The following is an 18,399-nucleotide window of genomic DNA, read 5'->3' as shown; positions in this document are numbered from 1 at the left end:
GGAGATGTGGAGCGGATGACGAGATTCGAACTCGCGACATCGACGTTCGCGGAGCGTCGCGCTCGGCGCGCGATCACGGGGGAGATATGGATGGAATGGAGCGGATGACGAGATTCGAACTCGCGACATCGACGTTCGCGGAGCGTCGCGCTCGGCGCGGTCTGTCGGCCGGGGAGGAGGAGATGTGGAGCGGATGACGAGATTCGAACTCGCGACATCGACCTTGGGAAGGTCGCGCTCTACCAGCTGAGCTACATCCGCAGTGCCGTCCTGGGACAGCGGGCCAGATGCTACCGGACCGGGCTAGGGAGTGTCCGACCCGACCCGCGAGAGGGTGGGGTGCTTGGCCGTGACGCTGTCGCCGGACGAGCGCCCGGTGAGGCGCCGGTGCACCCAGGGCGCGAGGAACTCGCGGGTCCACTGGGCGTTGGCGGCCCAGGTCTCGCGGCGGCCGCGGACGGGCAGCGGCTCGACGGTGACCGGCTCCAAGCCGTGCTCCACGCCGATGGCCTCGAGGACGGCGTGCGCCATGTGGGTGTGGCCGGCGCTGTTGAGGTGCATCCGGTCGGTGTCCATGACGCTGCCGATCTCGATGTCGCGCATCCGCCACATGTCGACGATGGTCGCGCCGTGCCGGTCGGCGATCTCGCGCACCCACTCGTTGAAGATCGCCATCCGCCCGCGCACGGGTCCGTAGATGCCGCCGCTGCCGGGGTCGACGATGGTGAACATGACCACGCGGGCGCCCGTGGCGGCGAGCCTCGCGATCGCCTCGTCGTACGTCCGGGCGAGCGCGTCGATGTCGACGCGGGGTCGCAGCACGTCGTTGCCGCCGCCGTGGATGGTGACCAGGTCGGGCTCGAGGGTGAGGGCCACGTCGAGCTGCTCGTCGATGATGGCGCCGAGCTTGCGCCCACGGATCGCGAGGTTGGCGTAGCCGAAGTCGTCGGTCTGCCGGGCGAGCACCTCGGCGACCCGGTCGGCCCAGCCGCGCAGGCCGTTGGGCCGGGTCGGGTCGGGGTCGCCGACGCCCTCGGTGAAGGAGTCGCCCAGGGCGACGTAGCGGTGGAAGGTCACCGAGCCATTGTGCGACCCCCTCCCCAGTGGCCGACGGGTGGCCTAGGGTCGGCCGGGTGCTGCTCTCCGATCGCGACATCACCGCTGAGATCGACGCCGGCCGGATCGCCCTGGAGCCGTGGGACCCGCAGATGATGCAGCCCTCGAGCGTCGACGTGCGCCTCGACCGCTTCTTCCGGGTCTTCGAGAACCACCGCTACCCCCACATCGACCCGGCGGCCGACCAGTCCGAGCTCACCCGCGAGGTCGAGCCGGAGGGCGAGGAGCCGTTCATCCTGCACCCGGGCGAGTTCGTGCTCGGCTCCACCTACGAGGTGGTCTCCCTCCCCGACGACATCGCCGCGAGGGTCGAGGGCAAGTCGTCGCTGGGCCGGCTCGGCCTGCTCACGCACGCGACGGCGGGCTTCGTCGACCCGGGCTTCTCGGGCCACGTGACGCTCGAGCTGGCCAACGTCGCCACGCTGCCGATCAAGCTCTACCCGGGCATGAAGATCGGGCAGTTCTGCTTCTTCCGGCTCTCCTCGCCGAGCGAGCACCCCTACGGCTCGGAGAAGTACGGCTCGCGCTACCAGGGCCAGCGCGGCCCGACGCCGAGCCGGTCGTTCCAGGGCTTCCACCGCACCTCGATCTGACGACCGTCCTCGCCGCGCGGTCCGTGGCGTGGATTAGGACACAGCTCCCTTGTCTTATTCGGGGGGCCTCGGGTTAGGCTGACCTAAGTTAGCCTTGCCTTACCGAGACACGGAGTCCTGATGAAGCGTTCCCTCGCCGCGCCCCTGGCCGCGTTCACCGTCCTGGCCGCAGCCCTCGCCGGCTGCAGCACCGGTTCCACCACCGACAGCGCGTCCGACGCGAAGCCGACGTCGACCACGAGCGTCGACGCGGATGCCTTCCCGGTGACCATCGAGCACGCGCTGGGGGAGACGACCATCGAGTCGGAGCCGACGCGGGTCGCGACGCTGGGCTGGACCGACCACGACCACACGCTCGCGCTGGGTGTCGTCCCGGTCGGCGCCACCAAGATCACCTGGGGCGGCAACGACGCCGGCTCCACCGACTGGTTCGACGCGGCCATCGAGGAGGCGGGCGCCGAGGCCCCGGTGCGCTACGACGACGCCGACGGCGCGCCGGTCGACGAGATCGCCGAGCTCGCCCCCGACCTGATCCTGGCGACCAACTCGGGCATCACCGAGGCGGAGTACGCCAAGCTCTCCAAGATCGCTCCGGTCGTCGCCTACCCCGAGGCGCCCTGGACCACCGACTGGCAGACCTCGCTCGAGATGGTCGGCGAGGCCCTCGGCCGTACGGCGCTCGCCGACGAGGTCGCCGCCGACACCGAGGCCACCATCGAGCAGGCCGCCGAGGACAACCCCGAGCTGCAGGGTGCCGAGCTGATCTACGGCTACCTCGCGGCGACCGACCTGTCCACGGTCGGCATGTACGCCCCGGAGGACCCGCGGGTCTCCATCCTGCGCGACTTCGGGATGGTCGACGCGCCTGCCGTCGCCGACGCGATCAAGCCGGGCGAGTTCTACGGCACCGTGTCGGCGGAGAAGGCCGCCGACCTCGACTCCGACGTGTTCGTCACCTGGGTCGACTCGCCCGAGACCATCGAGACCATCGAGAACGACAAGCTGCTCGGCCAGATCCCCGCGATCGCGGAGGGCCACTGGTACGCCGAGTCCGACAAGCAGAACGCGATGGCCTCGACCAACCCCACGCCCCTCTCCATCCCGGTCATCGTGAGCGACTTCCTGCCCCACGTGGTCGAGGCGCTGAAGGGCTAGGGATGACCGCCCTCGTCCCGACGCGGGAGGACGTCCTCAGGCCCCCGGGCCGTGGACGACGTCCCGCGCTGCCGGTCAGCGTCGCGATCTCGGTCGTGGCGCTGGCCGGCGCCGGCGCGCTGTCGCTGCTGGTCGGGGCGCGGGCCGTGCCCGTCTCTGCGGTGTGGGACACCTCGCACCCCCTGCACGCGGTCGTCGAGGCGCGCCTGGACCGTACGCTGCTGGCACTCGCCGTCGGCGCCGCCCTCGGCCTCGCGGGCGCGCTGATGCAGGGGCTGACCCGCAACCCGCTGGCCGACCCGGGCATCCTCGGCGTCAACGCCGGCGCCACCTTCGCGATGGTCGTCGGGATGACGGCCTTCGGTGCGTCGGCGATGGGGCAGTTCCTGCCGCTCGCCTTCGTCGGCGCGGCCGTCGCCGCGGCCGCGGTCCACGGCATCGCCTCGATGGGCCGCGACGGCGCCACCCCGATGAAGCTCGCCATCACCGGCGCGGCGCTCAGCGCCGGCCTGGCCAGCTGGACCACCGGCCTGCTGCTGGCCGACCGCAAGACGATGGAGTCCTTCCGCTTCTGGCAGGTCGGCACGGTCGCCGGCCGCGGCACCGACGTGCTGGTGGCCGGTCTGCCGTTCCTGGTCGTCGGCGCGCTGCTCGCGCTCGCCGGCGCCCGCCTGCTCAACACCCTCGCGCTGGGCGACGACCTCGCCCGCGGTCTCGGTCGGCACACCACGCGCGACCGCCTCGTCATCGCGCTCGCGATCGTCCTGCTCGCCGGCACCGCGACCGCACTCGCCGGACCGATCGCGTTCGTCGGCCTCGTCGTGCCCCACGTCGTGCGCGCCCTCGTCGGCCCCGACCACCGCCGGCTGCTGCCGTTCTCCATGCTCGGCGGTGCCGTCCTCGTGGTCGTCGCCGACACCGTCGGTCGCGTCGTGCTGCCGCCGTCGGAGGTGCAGGTCGGCATCATGGCCGCGGTCGTGGGCGTGCCCGTCTTCATCGCCCTCATCCGCCGCACGGGGAGGGCCCTGTGACCGTGACCCTCGACCGCAGCCGGACCGCCGCGGAGGCAGCGCCCGACGCCGCCGACGTCGTACGACGCGCGCGCCGCGCCCCGGTGCGCCACCACCGCCGCCTGCTGGGCGGCCTGGTCGCCGTCCTGGTCGGTGCGTTCGCCGCCCGGGTGCTGCTGGGTGACTACACGGTGACGGTCCCCGACTTCGTCCGCATCCTCGGGGGCGAGCAGATCCCCGGCGCGACCTACATCGTGATGGAGTCCAAGCTGCCGCGCGCGGTGCTCGCGGTGCTCGTCGGCGCCGCCTTCGGCGTGGGCGGCGCGATCTTCCAGACCACGCTCCGCAACCCGCTCGCCAGCCCCGACATCGTCGGCATCAGCCTCGGGGCGAGCGCCGCGGCCGTGTCGGTCATCGCGCTGGCCGGCTGGTCGGGGTGGCCGGTGTCCGCCGCCGCGATCTCGGGCGCCCTGGCCGTCGCCCTCGTCGTGCGCGCCGTCGCCGGCGACCACGGCGGCTTCCGGCTGGTGCTGGCCGGCATCGGCATGGCCGCCGCCATGCAGTCGGTCATCCAATACGTCTTCACCCGCGTCGACGAGTACGACGTGCAGCTGGTGCTGCGCTGGCTGACCGGCAGCGTCAACGGGGTGGCCTGGCAGACCATCGGCCTGCTCGCCATCGCCCTCGCCGTGCTCCTGCCGGCGACGGCCTGGGCGGCCAGGTCGCTGCGCGCGAGCGAGCTCGGCGAGGACACGGCGGCCGGGCTCGGCGTGGGCCGTGGCCGCACCGACCTGCTGATGCTCCTCGGCGTGCTGCTCGTCGCCGTCGGCGTCGCGGCCGCCGGCCCGATCGCGTTCGTGGCGTTCCTGTCCGGCCCGATCGCCCGCGCCCTCAACCGGGGGCGTACGACGCTGCTCGCCGCCGGCCTGGTCGGCGCGGTGATCGTCCTGGTCGGCGACTACGCGGGCGCCTACGCGTTCCCCGACCTCAACCTGCCCGTGGGCGTCGTGACCGGCGCCTTCGGCGCGCCGTTCCTGCTCTGGCTGCTCGCCCGCGGCCGCACCGGAAGGAGAGCGGCATGACCGTCGCCGCTGCCCCGCACGTCCGTCTGGAGGCGAGCGACCTCACGCTCGGCTACACCGACACCGCCGTCGTGCGCGACCTCGACCTGCAGGTCCCGCACGGCCGGATCACCGTCATCGTCGGCGCCAACGCGTGCGGCAAGTCGACGCTGCTGCGCGGGCTCGCCCGGCTGCTCCGCCCCCGGTCGGGGTCGGTGCTGCTCGACGGCGAGGCCATCCACCGGCTCCCGACCAAGCAGGTCGCCCGCACGCTCGGGCTGCTGCCGCAGAACCCCGTCGCGCCCGAGGGCGTCACCGTCGCCGACCTGGTCGGACGCGGCCGTCACCCGCACCACGGGCCGTTCGGACGCTGGACCAGCGCCGACGACGAGGCCGTGGCCGAGGCGCTCACCCTCACCGACACCCTCGGCCTCGCCGACCGGGTCGTCGACGAGCTGTCCGGCGGCCAGCGCCAGCGGGTGTGGATCGCGATGGCGCTCGCGCAGGGCACTGACCTGCTGCTGCTCGACGAGCCCACGACCTACCTCGACGTCGCCCACCAGGTGGAGATGCTCGACCTCCTCGCCGAGCTCAACGCCCGCCGCGGCACCACGATCGTGATGGTGCTCCACGACCTCAACCTGTCGGCCCGCTACGCCGACCACCTGGTCGCGCTGCACACCGGCCGGATCGTCGCCGAGGGCACGCCCCGCGAGGTCGTCACCGAGGAGGTCGTGCGCTCCGTCTTCGGTCTCGACAACCGGGTGATCGACGACCCGGTGTCGCACACGCCCCTCGTCGTGCCCGTCGGCCGGCACCAGCCCCGCCCCCGGCAGCCCCGCCCGGACGAGCTCAGCCACCCCGCCCAGCCCAGCCCGCTCAGCTCGCCCAGTCCGCACGTCCACCCCAGCCGGGAGACCCGATGACCGTGACCGCCTCCGTCCTGCCCATGCTCTTCACCGAGGTCGAGGTCGTGGCCGTCGAGCGGCTCTCGCCCACCTTCGTCCGGGTCGAGCTCGGGGGCCCCGACCTCGCCGACTTCGGCGTCGACGGCCCGCGCTGGGACCAGCGGATCAAGCTGATCCTCCCCGATCCGGAGACCGGGGGCATCACCTCGGCCGAGGGCGCCGACGAGGGCTGGTGGGCGACGTGGCTGGAGCGGCCCGCCTCCGAGCGCGGCCACATGCGCACCTACACGATCCGCGACGTGCGCGGCTCGGGCCCGCAGACGACGTTCGTCGTCGACATGGTGCTCCACCTCGAGGGCGACCTCGTCGGGCCCGGCTCGCTGTGGGCCTCGCGCGCGAGCGTCGGCGACCGGATCGTGATCCTCGCGCCGCGCCGCGGCTACCCCTACGGCGGGATCGAGTTCACCCCCACCCCCGGTGCCGAGCTGCTGCTCGTGGCCGACGAGACCGCGGTGCCGGCCGTGTGCACCGTGCTCGAGCAGCTGCCGGCCGACGCCCGCGGCACCGCCTTCATGGAGGTGCCGTGCGCGGACGACGTGCAGGACGTACGCGGTCCCGCGGGCGTCGAGGTCGTGTGGCTGGCCCGCGAGGGCGGCGAGCTCGGGGTCGGGCTGCACGACGCCGTGGTCGCCCACCTCGGCATCCCCGGGGCCGAGGTGGAGGTCGCGCCCGACGAGGTCGACCCCGACCTCTGGGAGACGCCCTACTACTCCTCCTCCGGCGAGGAGGTGCCGGGAGGCATCACCGGCGTGGGCGGCACCTACGCGTGGATCGCCGGCGAGTCGAGGATCGTCACCGGGCTGCGCCGGCACCTGGTCAAGGAGCTCGGCTTCGACCGCAGCCAGGTGGCCTTCATGGGCTACTGGCGCCGCGGCGTGGCCATGAAGGCCTGAGGTGACGCCCCGCCGCGGTGGGCGAGCGGTGGGTCAGCGGCGGTTGGTGCGGGGCGCGCGGGGGGAGTAGCGCACGCGCTCCGCGATGCGGTGGCGGGCGATCAGCTCGATGTCGGTGAACGAGTCGTGCATGGCCTTCTCCTTTCCGTTGGTCGGGGCTGGGACAGCGGGGCTCAGCTCGGGTGCAGGGTGACGTCGCCCGACGCGGTCGTGGCACGGACCTCGAGGTAGGGCTGGTCGGGGGCGGGCTCGCCCGTGCTCGGCAGCATCGAGGTGAGCCGGCCGCTCGCGGTCCGCACGTCGGTCCAGACGGGGGTCCCGTCGTCGACCCCGATGCGGACGTCGCCGCTGGCGGTCTTGGCCGTGACGCGGCCCGACGCCACCTGGGCGACGACCAGGTCGCCCGAACCGGTGGTGAAGACCGCCTCGCCGCCCAGCGACTGGACGTGGGCGTCCCCGGAGCCGGTCTTGACGGCGAGCCCGTCGGCGGAGTCGACGCGCACGTCGCCGCTGCCGGTGGTGACGACGAGGGCCGACTCCGCGCGGCGTACGACGATGTCGCCCGACCCCGAGCGCAGGTGCGCGTCGCCGAGGAGGTGCCCGGCGTGCAGGTCGCCCGACCCGGACTGGACGACGACGTCGCCCTCGACCACGTCGAGGGACACGTCGCCGGAGCCGCTGTCGACGCGCGTGTCGTCCAAGCGCCCCTCGGCGACGAGGTCGCTGCTGCCGACCTTGGCGCGCAGCCTGCTGGCGGTGGGCAGCTCCACGACGATCTCCGCGCGTGCGTCGCGGCCGAACAGGCCGCCGCTCGAGCGCGGAGGGACGATCGAGATGGCACTCCGCTCGCCGGCCTCGACGTGGTGGACGTCGAACTCCTCGGCCCGCTCGCCGATGATGCTCACGGTCGTCCGGGCGGTGGCGGTGGCGCTCACGCGGACCAGTCCGCGGGCGTTCTCGACGTGGAGGTCGATCGGCTCCGGGGTGTCGAAGGTGAGGTCGATCTGGCTGCGCATCGGGTCTCCAGAGGGTGTGGTCGTCCGCCGGGCCGGCCGGTGCCGGTCCGCTGGTCGCGAGGTGGGGGTGCGAGGTGGGACGGGCCGCTGGCCCGTCAGGTCAGAGCCAGCCGGTCATCCGGCGGTTGCCCTGCTTGCGGTGGCCCGCGAACGGGTCGTAGCCCACGAAGGGCACGCTGCTCAGGTCGATGTCGACGTTGATGGCGTGCTCGTTGGTCGCGCTGCGCACGAGGCCGACCATCCAGGTGTTGAGGCTCTGCCCGGCGGCTGCGGCCTTCTCCTCGGCGCGTGCCTTGACGGCCTCCGGGATGCGCAGCGTGATCCGGGCCAGGTCGCCGTCGTCCTCGTCGGGCGTCGCGGGCGGCGCGGGCGGCGGGGGCGGTGCGGGGATGGCGGCGGGCGGGGCGACCTCGACGACGAAGTCGAGCTCGCGACCCACCAGCCGGACGTCGACGCTGCCGTCCGGGAGCTCGGCGGTGATCTCCGCCGCGGCGTGGGAGATGGCCTCCATCAGCGCGAGCCGCGCGCTCGGGTCGAGCGCGTAGGCCAACCGCTCGGCCGCCTGCCGCAGCTCGTCGCTGCCCGCCTCCGCCGCGGCGACGAGGTCGCGGCGCAGGCCGTCGACGTAGGGGGTGATGTCCATGCGCACCACGATGACATCACGATGATGTCATGTCAAGGAGTATGCGATGTCACCGCGGCTTCGCCGTGACGCCATGATGCCGCGAGATCCGTCAGGTCACGCACGCGCGGCCCCGCCCGGCCCCGATGTGGCGGCGTGACGGCGTCAGCGTTCGCAGCGGCGCTCGCGCTCGGCGCGGCAGGAGTCGCGCCCACTCCCTCCGTCGGCGCGATCGCGCCCGCTCTCGCCCCGGAGCTCGTCCTCGCCGGACCTGCCCCTCAGCTCGTCGCGTCCCGCGCCGCCGTGGAGTCGGTCCGGGCCCTGCCGTCCGTCGAGCCGGTCGTTGCCCGTGCCGCCGCGAAGCACGTCGCGGCCCCGCGTGCCCCGGAGGTCGTCGTCGCCGCGGCCGCCGTCGACCCGCGCCTTCGGGAAGCGAGGACAGAAGACGGTCTCGAACATGGACTCACTGTCAGGTTGGACCGTGTCCGCTCCGCCCCGACCGCGGACGGTGGCGTCGCACGCGCCGAACGTCAGGCTGTTGCCGTCCCGGGTGCCGGTGAGGACGACGCGGTGGGCGTACAACGAGGCGTTCTCGAAGTCGGTGACCGGGATCGTGCGCCGCGCCTCGGCGCCCGTGACGAGCCTGCCGCGCGTCAGGTCGAGGTCCAGCAGGCCGCTCTCGGTGGTGACGTAGAACCCGTCATGGCCACGACCGCCCTCGATCGAGCTCCCGGCACGTGGTGCCTCGTCCGCCACGAGGGTGTCGTCCCCGGCGCCGAAGCTCGCGTCGACGGGGCCGGACGCCCGCGCGACGAGGGCCTCGTCGGCCGCGGTGCCGACGAACTGGAGGGGGGCGCCGCCGATCGTCCCGGTGTAGAACGTCTCCAGACCCGACCAGGTTGCGATGACCTGCTGGTCGACCACGAGGGTCCCCGAAGCGTTGTCGATCGTCGTGGCCCCGGATCGCGAGGTCGAGGGGAGGAGCTCGTCCACGCCGTCGCCACCGGCGATCGATCCACCGGGAGCCATGACGCCTGCATAGTCGAGTGCGTCGTCGCCGGCGCCCAGGTCGACGACGTCGGCGTTGGGCTCGCCGGGCACGCCGGTGTCCACCACGTCCCGTGCGTCGCCACCGATGATGACGTCGCGCGCGGTGTCAGCGGGGCCGGCAGCGACGACGTTCTCCCCGTCGCCTCCCTCGAAGCGGTCCGCTCCCTCGCCGAGCTCGGCCTGGACCGAGCCGCGCCAGGCCGTGCCGTCCACGAGGTCATCGCCGGCTCCCGCGTCGATCGTGGCGTGCCCGGACGGAGACATGCCCGTCAGGCAGATCACGTCGTCGCCGCCCACCGCCACGACGCGTGTCGCGCCGTTGGTGACGATGACGTCGCGACCCTCCGTGCCGGTGATGAGCTGCCCGGCCCCGACGAGGGTGGCAACCTCGCCCCGGCAGGTCTCGGCGGCGGCCGACGCGGCAGCGCCGGTCGGCCCGAGCAGGGTGAGCACCAGAAGGGCCGCGGCGCTCAGCGGCGTCGTACGACGCATGATGTCCTCCAGCGGTGGATGTCGTGGACCACTGGTGTGATGCCCGCGACGCTCAGCACGTTGCCACGGTCGCGCCCGCACCCGGCGCTCCCGCGCGGCGCGGCACGTGCCGGGTCGCTCTCCACGTCGCCCCAGTCGCCCTCCGGGTCCACCGCCGAAGCGGTCAGAGGTCGAAGAGCGAGCTCGATCCGCTGATGTCGACGTCGGTGCGTGGTGCTGGGCCGGCGTCGTCGGACGCGGGCTTCTGCGTCGGCGGTACGTCGTCGGCCCCGGATGCCGGCGTCTCGTCCTCGACGGGCTCGGCCTTCGGCGCGGGCTCGGCGGGGGCCGTCGGCTCGGGCTCGCTCGCCGCGGGCGGTGGGGCGGACGCCGGTGCCTCGACGTCGAAGAGCGAGCCGAGGCTCGACAGGTCGACGTCGGTGGCGGGCTCGGCCGTCGTGCCGCTGGTCGGAGCGGGTGACCCGACGGGCTCCGGCTCGGCGGCCGCTGCCTGCTCGGGCTCGGGCTCGGGCTCGGGGTCCGCGACCGCCTCCGCAGGAGCGGACTCGGTGGCTGCCGGTGCCTCCACGTCGAAGAGCGAGCCGAGGTCCGACAGGTCTGTGTCCGTGGCCGGGGTGGACGCCGTACCGCTCGAGGTCGGCGCCCCGACCGGCTCGGTCGGCTCGGTCGGCTCGCCACCGCTGGTCGCGGGGGACTCCGCGGCGGGCTCGGGCGCCGCGATGTCGAACAGCGAGCCTCCGCCGCCGAGGTCGGTGGCGGGCGGCGCCGCGGCTGCCCTCCCGGCCGCCTTCTCGGGAGCCGGGGCGGGGGCTGCCGGCTCCTCCCCGGGCGTGCCCAGGTCGAAGAGCGACCCGCCGCCGAGGTCGGTGGACGGAGCCGGCTTCGAGGCGTCGGCCGGGGCGTCGAAGAGCGACGAGCCGCCGGACGCCTTGTCGGCCGGGGTGTCGAAGAGCGACGAGCCGCCGGACTCCTTGTCGGCCGGGGTGTCGAAGAGCGACGAGCCGCCGGACGCCTTGTCGGCCGGGGTGTCGAAGAGCGACGAGCCTCCGGACGCCTTGGCGGCCGGGCCGACGTCGGCGGTCTCGGCGACGGTGTCGTCGGTGAGGGTGACGTCGCCGGCCTCCGGCTCGTCCTTGGTGGCCACGTCGGAGGCCGTCGCGCCGGCTGCGGCAGCGGCGGGGGCAGCCGCGGGGACAGCGGCAGGGGACGACGCGGGGGCGGCCTTGGTCGCCTGCTCGCCCTTGACCGAGGCCAGCAGCATCTGCGCGACGTCGAGGACCTCGACCTCCTCGCGGGCCTCGCCGTTCGCCTGCTGGGCCGTGAGCCCGTCGGAGAGCATGACCCGGCAGAACGGGCAGCCGACGGCGATCTGGTCGGCGCCGGTGCCGACGGCCTCCTTGGTGCGGTTGAGGTTGATCCGCTCGCCGAGGTTCTCCTCCATCCACATGCGCGCGCCACCGGCGCCGCAGCAGAAGGACTTCTCGGAGTGGCGCTCCATCTCGACGTACTCCGCGCCGGGCAGCACCTGGAGCAGCTCGCGCGGCGGCGAGTAGACCTGGTTGTGGCGACCGAGGTAGCACGGGTCGTGGTAGGTGATCGAGCGCTTCGCGGCGCCCGCGCCGTCCTTGACGGGGGTCAGCCTGCCCTCGCGCACGAGGCGGTTGAGCAGCTGGGTGTGGTGGACGACCTCGAGCTCGATGCCGAAGTCCTTGTACTCGTTCTTGAGCGTGTTGAAGCAGTGGGCGCAGGTCGAGACGACCTTCTTGACCTTGTACTCCTTGAACGTCTCGACGTTCTGCTGCGCGAGGCCCTGGAAGACGAACTCGTTGCCGGCACGCCGAGCGGGGTCGCCGGTGCAGGTCTCGCCGTTGCCGAGCACGCCGAAGGAGATGCCGGCCAGGTCGAGCAGCTCGGCGACCGCGCGGGTCGTCTTCTTCGCGCGGTCCTCGTACGCCCCGGCGCAGCCGACCCAGAACAGCCAGTCGACCGACTCGAGGGACTCCAGGTCCTCACCGACGACCGGCACGTCGAAGTCGAGGCCCTTGGCCCAGTCCATCCGCGCGGTGGCGGACATGTTCCACGGGTTGCCCTTGTTCTCCAGGCCCTTGAACAGCTGGTTGAGCTCGGCGGGGAAGTTGGACTCGACGAGCAGCTGGTAGCGCCGCATGTCCATGATGTGGTCGACGTGCTCGATGTCGACGGGGCACTGCTGGACGCACGCGCCGCACGACGTGCAGCTCCACAGCACGTCCTCGTCGATGACGAAGTCGCCGTCGGCGGGGTTGTAGAAGTAGTCGAGGACGTCGGTGCCGGCGCCAGCGGTCTCGCCCTTGGAGCCGACCCCGACGAGCTGGCGCTCGGCGTGCGCCTCCTCACCGTCGTGCTTGCCGTAGGCGTGGTCGCGCAGGCTCGTGATGAGCAGCTTGGGCGACAGCGGCTTCTCGGTGTTCCAGGCGGGGCACTGCGACTGGCAGCGACCGCACTCGGTGCAGGTCGTGAAGTCGAGGATGCCCTTCCACGAGAAGTCGTCGATCGAGCCCACGCCCAGCGTGGAGTCCTCGTCGAGGTCGTCGATGTCGTCGAGGGTGATCGCCTTGCCGTCGGACGTCAGCGGCTTCATGGCGCCGAGCGCCGTGCTGCCGTCGGCCTCGCGCTTGAACCAGATGTTGAACCAGGTCGTGAAGCGGTGCCAGGCGATGCCCATGGTGATGTTGCGGGCGATCACCATCAGCCAGACCATCGCCAGCGCGATCTTGAGCGTCGCGATGACGTAGATGAGGTTCTCGAGCGAGTCGACGGAGCTCGGGTAGAGCAGGTCGCCGAGCCACGACGAGAACGGGTAGTGGGCGCGGCCGGCCTCCTCGTCGAGGCGCCACTCCGCGGCGCGGACGAAGAGGATCGCCGAGCCCTCCAGCAGCGCGAGCGCCTCGACGAAGTAGGCCTGCCAGAAGGTCGAGCCGAAGAAGCGGCTCCGGCGGCCCTCGTTGCGGGGGTGGTGGCGCTGCCGGTAGACGATCAGGAAGACGATGCCGACCGTGCTCAGCGCGCCGATGAGCTCCATCAGCCACTCGAAGGGGTACCAGTGGCCGATGACGGGGTAGGCGAAGTCGGGCTTGAAGAGCTGGAAGTAGGCCGCCAGCACCGCGGTGCTGAGCAGCAGGAACCCCATGTAGACGAACCAGTGCATGATGCCGACCCAGTGCCACTGGAGCATCCGCGTGTGGAGGAACGTCTCCTTGAGCATCGTCGCGGTGCGACCGGCCGGGTTGTCGCTGCGGCCCGGCGCGGGCTGGCTCGCCCGGATCACGCCGAGCATCCGGCGTACGGCCGGGACCAGCATGGCGACCGCGGCGGCGGTCAGTGCGAACGAGACGACGATCGCGAACATCTGCATGGAGGGGTGCTCCTCGGTAGGGCGTAGAGGTCCGCAGCCTAGGCCGCCGCACCTGCCGACAGCCGCGCGCTACGGAGTGACACTGATCCTACCCGTTGGTAACTTGAGGTCGAGCGGCAGTGTGGCGGCCCTCCGGTGTACGACGACTCGTAGGCCGTGGCGCGGTGGCGCGACCGGCTCACCCACACCGGGGTTGACGCCCGCACCAGCCCAGCACCTGTGGGCTCCATCCGCGTCTGCTGGGCGCGGTGTCGCTCCGGCCGTCCTTGGCCACCCGCACCGCCGTCCGCCAGGCGCCGTGGTCATCGCCAGACGGGTAGGGGAGCTGGAGGCAGTCCCACAGGGAGGAGAGACCGACGACGAGCACGGCGTCACCGGGCCGCACGTTTCCCACCGGCATGAAGTCCTGGTCGTCGCGGCAGTGCACGCGGGTGCCGGGGTCGTCCCAGCCGCCACCGATCCGGAACTGCTGGTCGACGCGGAGGTCGGAGCGGCGCTTCGGTCCGGGCTTCCTCAGCCGCGCGTCGAGGCGACCCTCCGGCTCGGCGTCGCCGTCGGCGTCGAACCAGACCGTGAGGTGGTGCCCGGGCCGGAACCCGCCGGGCACCTCGACCTCCACGTACTGGGTGGGGTTCTCCCAGGGGGCGCCGCGCAGCGTGACGCGCGCGATGTCCACGGACGGGCTCGAGGTCCGGCTGTCGTGGACCGTGACCCGCGGCGGCAGGACGTCCTCGGCCGCGGAGGCCGGCGGGAGCGCGGCGACGGCGAGCAGCAGCGCCATGACCGGGGCGAGAAGCAGGCGCGGGGAGGGGAGGCGAGCCGGCATCATTCGACGCTAGCACCGGCCGAGGGGCCTGGGGAGGGGCTGGGCGAGGGGCTTGTCGAGGCCCGACCGCTGACGCGTCTGGTCAGCCGGGTGGCGGTGTCGGTGACCGCAGCAGCGATCATCTCAGCGTCGGAGCCCGCGCCGCTGGGGAAGGTCACGGCCACCCCGGCCACGGGGTGTCCGTTGTGGTCGAGCACCGGCGCCGCGACGCTTCCCAGGCCGGGTGTCACCTCGCCGTCCTCCGTGGCATGCCCGCGCTGGCGGGTCTCCGACAGCACCGCCCGCAGCGCACTCAGGGAGGCGGGGCCCTTGCCGTGCCGGTCGACGAACGCCGTCCGGTCGGGGTAGAGCGCGCGCACCTGGCTGGCCGGCAGGGCCGCGAGCACCGCCCGGCCCGACGCGGTCAGGTGGGCGGGGAGTCGCACGCCGACGTCCGTGACCAGCGGTGCCCGGCCCGGCGCGCGCTCCTCGACGACGTAGAGCACGTCGCGGCCGTGGAGCACCGCCAGGTGGGCGCCGTGGCCGGTGCGGTCGACGAGCTCGGCGAGCGGTCGCCGGGCCAGCCGGGCCAGCGGCTCCTGGCGGGTGAACCCGCTGCCCACCTCGAAGGCGGCGACGCCGAGGCCGTAGCGGTGCTCGTCGGGCAGGTGCACGACGAAGCCCTCGTCGATCATCGTGTTGAGCAGGTGGTAGGCCGTGCTGCGCGGCAGGTCGCACGACCGCACGATCCGGTCGAGCGGGACCGGGTCGGCCTGCGTGGCCAGGAAGCGCAGGACCCGCAGGGCGCGCGTCGCGGCAGGGACCTGGCTCACCGCGGGGTCAGGACCGGTCGGAGCCCTTGGTGAACCAGCCGCCGCCGTCGCCCGACTCGATGGGCTTGCCCGGCATCTCCTGGGCGCCCGGGGTGCGGCGCGGGAGCAGCGGAGCCTGGCCGGCGGGCTGGTCGGTGGGCTGGCCGGCGGGCTGGTCGGCGGGCTGGTCGGCGGGCTCAGCGTCGACGTCGGCCGGAGCGGTGGGCTGCTGGTCGACCGTGCCGGGGACCTGCGGGGCGTAGTCGTCGGACCTGTGGTCGACACGCGGGTCCAGCCGATCGGCGGCGCGCACCTGCGACTCGTGCTGGGCCTCGGCCTGCTGGGCGGCCAGCCGGGCCTCGTGCGCCTCCGCCTCGGCCTGGTCGGCCCGGGCACGCGCCTCGTCGGCCTGCGCCTCGGCGGCGGCCGCGCGGTCCTGGGCGGGCGCGATGGTGGCCTGCGCCTGGCGCCCCGCCTGCTGGCGGAGACTGTCGGCCCGCGCGATGTTGGCCTGTTTGTTCTTGCGCTGGACGACGAGGGCCGCGGCGGCGAGCACCACGACGACGAGGACGATGATGATGACGACGAGCGTGGTCACGAGACACCTCTCACGGAACAGGGGGGCCTCAGTCTGACAGTGCCCACGGCGTTGTCCAGCACCCCGCCCGTGGCGTCAGCCGATCGGTTCAGGCCGAGTGCGTCCCGCCGGTGGTGCCGTCGGTGCGGCGGGGGTCGTCGGTGTCCAGCACGGTGTCCGGGTCGTGCGTGGCGGTGTCGTGGGTGGCGGTGCCGTCGTCGTGCGTCGTCGTCCCGGGCGTGTAGTCGTCGGAGCGCGTGTCGACGTGGGGGTCGACCTCGTCGGCGGTGCGCAGCCGGTCCTCGTGCACCGCCTGCTGCTGGGTCGCGGCGACCTGCGCCTCGCGTGCCTTCGCCTGGGCGCGCTCGGCCTCGAGCCGCGCGCGCTCGGCCTCGGCCTCGGCCTCCTTGGCGCGCACCTGCGTCTCGGGGATCTCGGTCGCGTGCTCGCGGGCCTCGGACCGCAGTCGTTCGGCCTGCGCGTGCTGCTGCTTCGTGCGCTGCTGGGTGACCAGCCAGGCGACGAGCGCCGCGACGACCAGCACCACGACCAGGACGATGATCCACGTCGTCGTATCCATCGGGGGACCTCCCTGCTCCGGCGGCCCGGGCGGCTCGCCACGGCGTCCACCGTGCCACAACGCCGGCGCGCCGGGTTCCCCCCGTTCGGGTGAGCGGATCGGTCTGGGATCCGAGACATCGGACGTACGCGGAGTGCTGGCGCGGGCTTGGCTCCGCGTGTTGCATGGGCGTCATGCAGACGATCCAGCCCATCGAGGTCGGGGTCGGTCCCGTCTCGTTCGAGCAGCTCGTGAGTGTCGCCCGTGACGGCGCGCCCGTCACGCTCGGCGACGACGCGCTGACCGCGATCGACCACGCCCGCGGCGTGGTCGAGGCGCTGGCCGACGCCGAGACCCCGACCTACGGCGTGAGCACCGGCTTCGGCGCGCTGGCCACCCGACACATCCCCACCGGGATGCGCGCCCAGCTGCAGCGATCGCTCGTGCGCTCGCACGCCGCCGGCTCCGGCCCCGAGGTGGAGCGCGAGGTGGTGCGCGCGCTCATGCTCCTGCGCCTCTCGACGCTCGCGACGGGACGCACCGGCGTACGCCGAGAGACCGCGCAGCTCATGGCGGACCTGCTCTCCCACGGGATCACCCCGGTGGTGCGCGAGTACGGCTCGCTGGGTTGCTCGGGCGACCTCGCGCCACTGGCGCACTGCGCGCTCGCGCTGATGGGGGAGGGCGAGGTGCGCGACGCCTCCGGCGCGCTGCTGCCGGCGGCCGACGCGCTCGCCGCCGCCGGCCTCGAGCCGGTCGAGCTCGGGGCCAAGGAGGGGTTGGCCCTCATCAACGGCACCGACGGCATGCTCGGCATGCTCGTGCTGGCGATCACCGACCTGCGGATGCTGCTGCGCACCGCCGACGTGGCCGCCGCGATGAGCGTCGAGGCCCAGCTGGGCACCGACCGGGTCTTCGCCCCCGAGCTCCAGGCGATCCGCCCGCACCCGGGTCAGGCGCTGTCCGCGGCCAACCTCACCGCCCTGATGGCCGACTCCGCGATCGTGGCCTCCCACCGCACCGGGCCCGGCAACACGGTGGAGTGCAACCGGGTCCAGGACGCGTACTCGCTGCGGTGCTCGCCGCAGGTGCACGGCGCCGCCCGCGACACCGTCGAGCACGGCGCCACCGTCGCCGGTCGCGAGCTCGCCAGTGCGATCGACAACCCGGTGGTGGTCGGCGACCGGGTCGAGTCCAACGGCAACTTCCACGGCGCGCCCGTCGGCTATGTCCTCGACTTCCTGGCGATCGTCGCGGCCGACGTCGCCTCGATCAGCGAGCGCCGCACCGACCGGTTCCTCGACCGGGCGCGCAGCCACGGGCTGCCACCGTTCCTGGCCGACGACCCGGGCGTCGACAGCGGCCACATGATCGCGCAGTACACCCAGGCCTCGATCGTCTCCGAGCTCAAGCGGCTCGCGGTCCCCGCCTCGGTCGACTCCATCCCCTCCAGCGCGATGCAGGAGGACCACGTCTCGATGGGGTGGAACGCCGCCCGCAAGCTGCGTCGCGCCGTCGACGGGCTGTCGCGGGTCGTCGCCGTGGAGGTGCTCACCGCGGCCCGCGCCCTCGACCTCCGCGCGCCCCTCGAGCCGTCGCCCGCCACCGGTGCCGTCGTACGACGCCTGCGCGAGGCCGGCATCGCCGGCCCCGGCCCCGATCGCCACCTCTCGCCCGAGATCGAGGCCACCGTCGACCTCGTGCAGTCCGGCGCGGTGCTCGCCGCCGCCGAGTCGGTCGTCGGAGCGCTGCCGTGACCAGCCCGTCGTCAGCCGGCGGAGGCGGAGTCCTGGGCGATGAAGTCCTGGACCAGCCACAGCGAGAACAGCACCAGTCCGGGGTCGACCCGCTCGTGGTGCAGCGACACCCGGCCCGGCGTACGCCCCCATCCCGTGGCCCGCACCTCGAGCAGGGCGGTGTCGCCGTCGGAGACCGAGTAGCGGTTGGCGAGCAGCGCCTCGGAGCGCACCCGCAGCGGGCGGTCCCTCCACGCGAGCTCGCCCCCGTGGGTCAGCAAACCCTTCTGCACGAACCGGCCGACCGTCACCCCCGCGGCATCGGTCGCCACGGCTGCCCGGCCCATCAGGCCCTGCGGCGCCGCGGTCAGCGGAGGCCCTTCGACGGGCACCAGCTCGCAGCGGCGCGACCACCAGCCGCCGCGCCGGATCGTCCCGACGCCGTCGAGGTCGTGACGCCGACGGTCCCCGTGGGACCGCGTGAGGACCAGCTCGACCGCCATGCGCCCGACCGTAGTCCCGCCCATGCCCGCACGTCAG

18 protein-coding genes and 1 tRNA gene are annotated in these 18,399 nt (G+C 73.4%); 8 read left to right on the top strand and 11 right to left on the bottom strand.

Going from position 1 to position 18,399, the window contains the following annotated elements:
• Nucleotides 1–197 (top strand): hypothetical protein (locus tag AC3X7Z_RS06380; protein ID WP_489975373.1); only part of this gene is annotated, 197 nt, incomplete at its 5' end.
• On the opposite strand, the gene AC3X7Z_RS06375 is transcribed toward AC3X7Z_RS06380, so the two are convergent.
• Both AC3X7Z_RS06375 and AC3X7Z_RS06370 read right to left on the bottom strand, forming a co-directional pair.
• A tRNA-Gly gene (locus AC3X7Z_RS06375) sits at nucleotides 186–261 on the bottom strand. The two genes, AC3X7Z_RS06380 and AC3X7Z_RS06375, sit on opposite strands and share 12 nt — an antisense overlap.
• A gap of 42 nt (nucleotides 262–303) precedes the next feature.
• A complete protein-coding gene (locus tag AC3X7Z_RS06370; protein ID WP_186339429.1) occupies nucleotides 304–1,077 on the bottom strand; it encodes an SGNH/GDSL hydrolase family protein in 774 nt (257 codons plus the stop codon).
• 56 nt (nucleotides 1,078–1,133) lie between these two features.
• Between AC3X7Z_RS06370 and dcd the strand changes: the two genes are divergently transcribed.
• From dcd to AC3X7Z_RS06340, 6 genes are all read left to right on the top strand, one after another.
• Nucleotides 1,134–1,709, top strand: a complete 576-nt coding sequence (gene dcd / locus AC3X7Z_RS06365; RefSeq protein WP_186339428.1) for a dCTP deaminase — start codon at nucleotides 1,134–1,136, stop codon at nucleotides 1,707–1,709.
• Nucleotides 1,710–1,829: 120 nt separating this feature from the next.
• Nucleotides 1,830–2,864, top strand: coding sequence for an iron-siderophore ABC transporter substrate-binding protein (locus tag AC3X7Z_RS06360; protein ID WP_241005244.1), 1,035 nt, complete (start codon nucleotides 1,830–1,832; stop codon nucleotides 2,862–2,864).
• 2 nt (nucleotides 2,865–2,866) lie between these two features.
• Nucleotides 2,867–3,895, top strand: a complete 1,029-nt coding sequence (locus AC3X7Z_RS06355; protein ID WP_186339427.1) for a FecCD family ABC transporter permease — start codon at nucleotides 2,867–2,869, stop codon at nucleotides 3,893–3,895.
• On the top strand, nucleotides 3,892–4,956 hold the full coding sequence (locus tag AC3X7Z_RS06350) for a FecCD family ABC transporter permease (RefSeq protein WP_489975372.1): 1,065 nt from the start codon (nucleotides 3,892–3,894) through the stop codon (nucleotides 4,954–4,956). The genes AC3X7Z_RS06355 and AC3X7Z_RS06350 overlap by 4 nt, the downstream gene beginning before the upstream one ends.
• On the top strand, nucleotides 4,953–5,861 hold the full coding sequence (locus AC3X7Z_RS06345; RefSeq protein WP_489975371.1) for an ABC transporter ATP-binding protein: 909 nt from the start codon (nucleotides 4,953–4,955) through the stop codon (nucleotides 5,859–5,861). The genes AC3X7Z_RS06350 and AC3X7Z_RS06345 overlap by 4 nt, the downstream gene beginning before the upstream one ends.
• Nucleotides 5,858–6,796, top strand: coding sequence for a siderophore-interacting protein (locus AC3X7Z_RS06340; RefSeq protein ID WP_489975370.1), 939 nt, complete (start codon nucleotides 5,858–5,860; stop codon nucleotides 6,794–6,796). Before AC3X7Z_RS06345 ends, AC3X7Z_RS06340 begins: the two co-directional genes overlap by 4 nt.
• Before the next feature lie 173 nt (nucleotides 6,797–6,969).
• On the opposite strand, the gene AC3X7Z_RS06335 is transcribed toward AC3X7Z_RS06340, so the two are convergent.
• The 8 genes from AC3X7Z_RS06335 to AC3X7Z_RS06300 form a co-directional block, all read right to left on the bottom strand.
• Nucleotides 6,970–7,812, bottom strand: coding sequence for a DUF4097 family beta strand repeat-containing protein (locus AC3X7Z_RS06335; RefSeq protein ID WP_489975369.1), 843 nt, complete (start codon nucleotides 7,810–7,812; stop codon nucleotides 6,970–6,972).
• Nucleotides 7,813–7,912: 100 nt separating this feature from the next.
• Entirely contained in the window at nucleotides 7,913–8,455 is a 543-nt protein-coding gene (locus AC3X7Z_RS06330) for a toxin-antitoxin system HicB family antitoxin (protein ID WP_186339423.1), read from the bottom strand.
• Between the two features lie 144 nt (nucleotides 8,456–8,599).
• Entirely contained in the window at nucleotides 8,600–9,976 is a 1,377-nt protein-coding gene (locus AC3X7Z_RS06325) for a calcium-binding protein (protein WP_489975368.1), read from the bottom strand.
• Nucleotides 9,977–10,139: 163 nt separating this feature from the next.
• Entirely contained in the window at nucleotides 10,140–13,370 is a 3,231-nt protein-coding gene (locus AC3X7Z_RS06320) for a heterodisulfide reductase-related iron-sulfur binding cluster (RefSeq protein ID WP_489975367.1), read from the bottom strand.
• Between the two features lie 178 nt (nucleotides 13,371–13,548).
• Nucleotides 13,549–14,196, bottom strand: a complete 648-nt coding sequence (locus tag AC3X7Z_RS06315) for a hypothetical protein (RefSeq protein WP_489975366.1) — start codon at nucleotides 14,194–14,196, stop codon at nucleotides 13,549–13,551.
• Nucleotides 14,196–15,008, bottom strand: coding sequence for an IclR family transcriptional regulator (locus tag AC3X7Z_RS06310; RefSeq protein ID WP_489975365.1), 813 nt, complete (start codon nucleotides 15,006–15,008; stop codon nucleotides 14,196–14,198). The genes AC3X7Z_RS06315 and AC3X7Z_RS06310 overlap by 1 nt, the downstream gene beginning before the upstream one ends.
• 7 nt (nucleotides 15,009–15,015) lie before the next feature.
• A complete protein-coding gene (locus AC3X7Z_RS06305) occupies nucleotides 15,016–15,585 on the bottom strand; it encodes a hypothetical protein (RefSeq protein WP_489975364.1) in 570 nt (189 codons plus the stop codon).
• A gap of 88 nt (nucleotides 15,586–15,673) precedes the next feature.
• Entirely contained in the window at nucleotides 15,674–16,144 is a 471-nt protein-coding gene (locus tag AC3X7Z_RS06300) for a hypothetical protein (protein WP_489975363.1), read from the bottom strand.
• 173 nt (nucleotides 16,145–16,317) lie between these two features.
• Here AC3X7Z_RS06300 and hutH point away from each other — a divergent pair, with 173 nt between their 5' ends.
• Nucleotides 16,318–17,880, top strand: a complete 1,563-nt coding sequence (hutH, locus tag AC3X7Z_RS06295; RefSeq protein ID WP_489975362.1) for a histidine ammonia-lyase — start codon at nucleotides 16,318–16,320, stop codon at nucleotides 17,878–17,880.
• Nucleotides 17,881–17,891: 11 nt separating this feature from the next.
• Here the strand turns inward: hutH and AC3X7Z_RS06290 are convergent, their stop codons facing one another.
• The gene (locus AC3X7Z_RS06290; protein WP_489975361.1) at nucleotides 17,892–18,362 is read right to left on the bottom strand and encodes a hypothetical protein; all 471 of its coding nucleotides are present in this window, start codon (nucleotides 18,360–18,362) and stop codon (nucleotides 17,892–17,894) included.
• Between the last annotated feature and the right edge of the window lie 37 nt (nucleotides 18,363–18,399).

It is taken from the genome of Nocardioides sp. Z24_21, from assembly GCF_058134345.1.
Note: the sequence above shows the minus strand (reverse complement) of the source record. Positions and strands in the feature narration are given on the sequence as shown.

What these genes read in the sequence shown, in the direction of transcription:
- AC3X7Z_RS06360 (WP_241005244.1), top strand. Translation starts at nt 1,830, where the DNA reads ATGAAGCGTTCCCTCGCCGCGCCCCTGGCCGCGTTCACCGTCCTGGCC.
- AC3X7Z_RS06355 (WP_186339427.1), top strand. Translation starts at nt 2,867, where the DNA reads ATGACCGCCCTCGTCCCGACGCGGGAGGACGTCCTCAGGCCCCCGGGC.
- AC3X7Z_RS06345 (WP_489975371.1), top strand. Translation starts at nt 4,953, where the DNA reads ATGACCGTCGCCGCTGCCCCGCACGTCCGTCTGGAGGCGAGCGACCTC.
- AC3X7Z_RS06340 (WP_489975370.1), top strand. Translation starts at nt 5,858, where the DNA reads ATGACCGTGACCGCCTCCGTCCTGCCCATGCTCTTCACCGAGGTCGAG.
- AC3X7Z_RS06335 (WP_489975369.1), bottom strand. Translation starts at nt 7,812, where the DNA reads ATGCGCAGCCAGATCGACCTCACCTTCGACACCCCGGAGCCGATCGAC.
- AC3X7Z_RS06330 (WP_186339423.1), bottom strand. Translation starts at nt 8,455, where the DNA reads ATGGACATCACCCCCTACGTCGACGGCCTGCGCCGCGACCTCGTCGCC.
- AC3X7Z_RS06325 (WP_489975368.1), bottom strand. Translation starts at nt 9,976, where the DNA reads ATGCGTCGTACGACGCCGCTGAGCGCCGCGGCCCTTCTGGTGCTCACC.
- AC3X7Z_RS06320 (WP_489975367.1), bottom strand. Translation starts at nt 13,370, where the DNA reads ATGCAGATGTTCGCGATCGTCGTCTCGTTCGCACTGACCGCCGCCGCG.
- AC3X7Z_RS06315 (WP_489975366.1), bottom strand. Translation starts at nt 14,196, where the DNA reads ATGCCGGCTCGCCTCCCCTCCCCGCGCCTGCTTCTCGCCCCGGTCATG.
- AC3X7Z_RS06300 (WP_489975363.1), bottom strand. Translation starts at nt 16,144, where the DNA reads ATGGATACGACGACGTGGATCATCGTCCTGGTCGTGGTGCTGGTCGTC.
- hutH (WP_489975362.1), top strand. Translation starts at nt 16,318, where the DNA reads ATGCAGACGATCCAGCCCATCGAGGTCGGGGTCGGTCCCGTCTCGTTC.
- AC3X7Z_RS06290 (WP_489975361.1), bottom strand. Translation starts at nt 18,362, where the DNA reads ATGGCGGTCGAGCTGGTCCTCACGCGGTCCCACGGGGACCGTCGGCGT.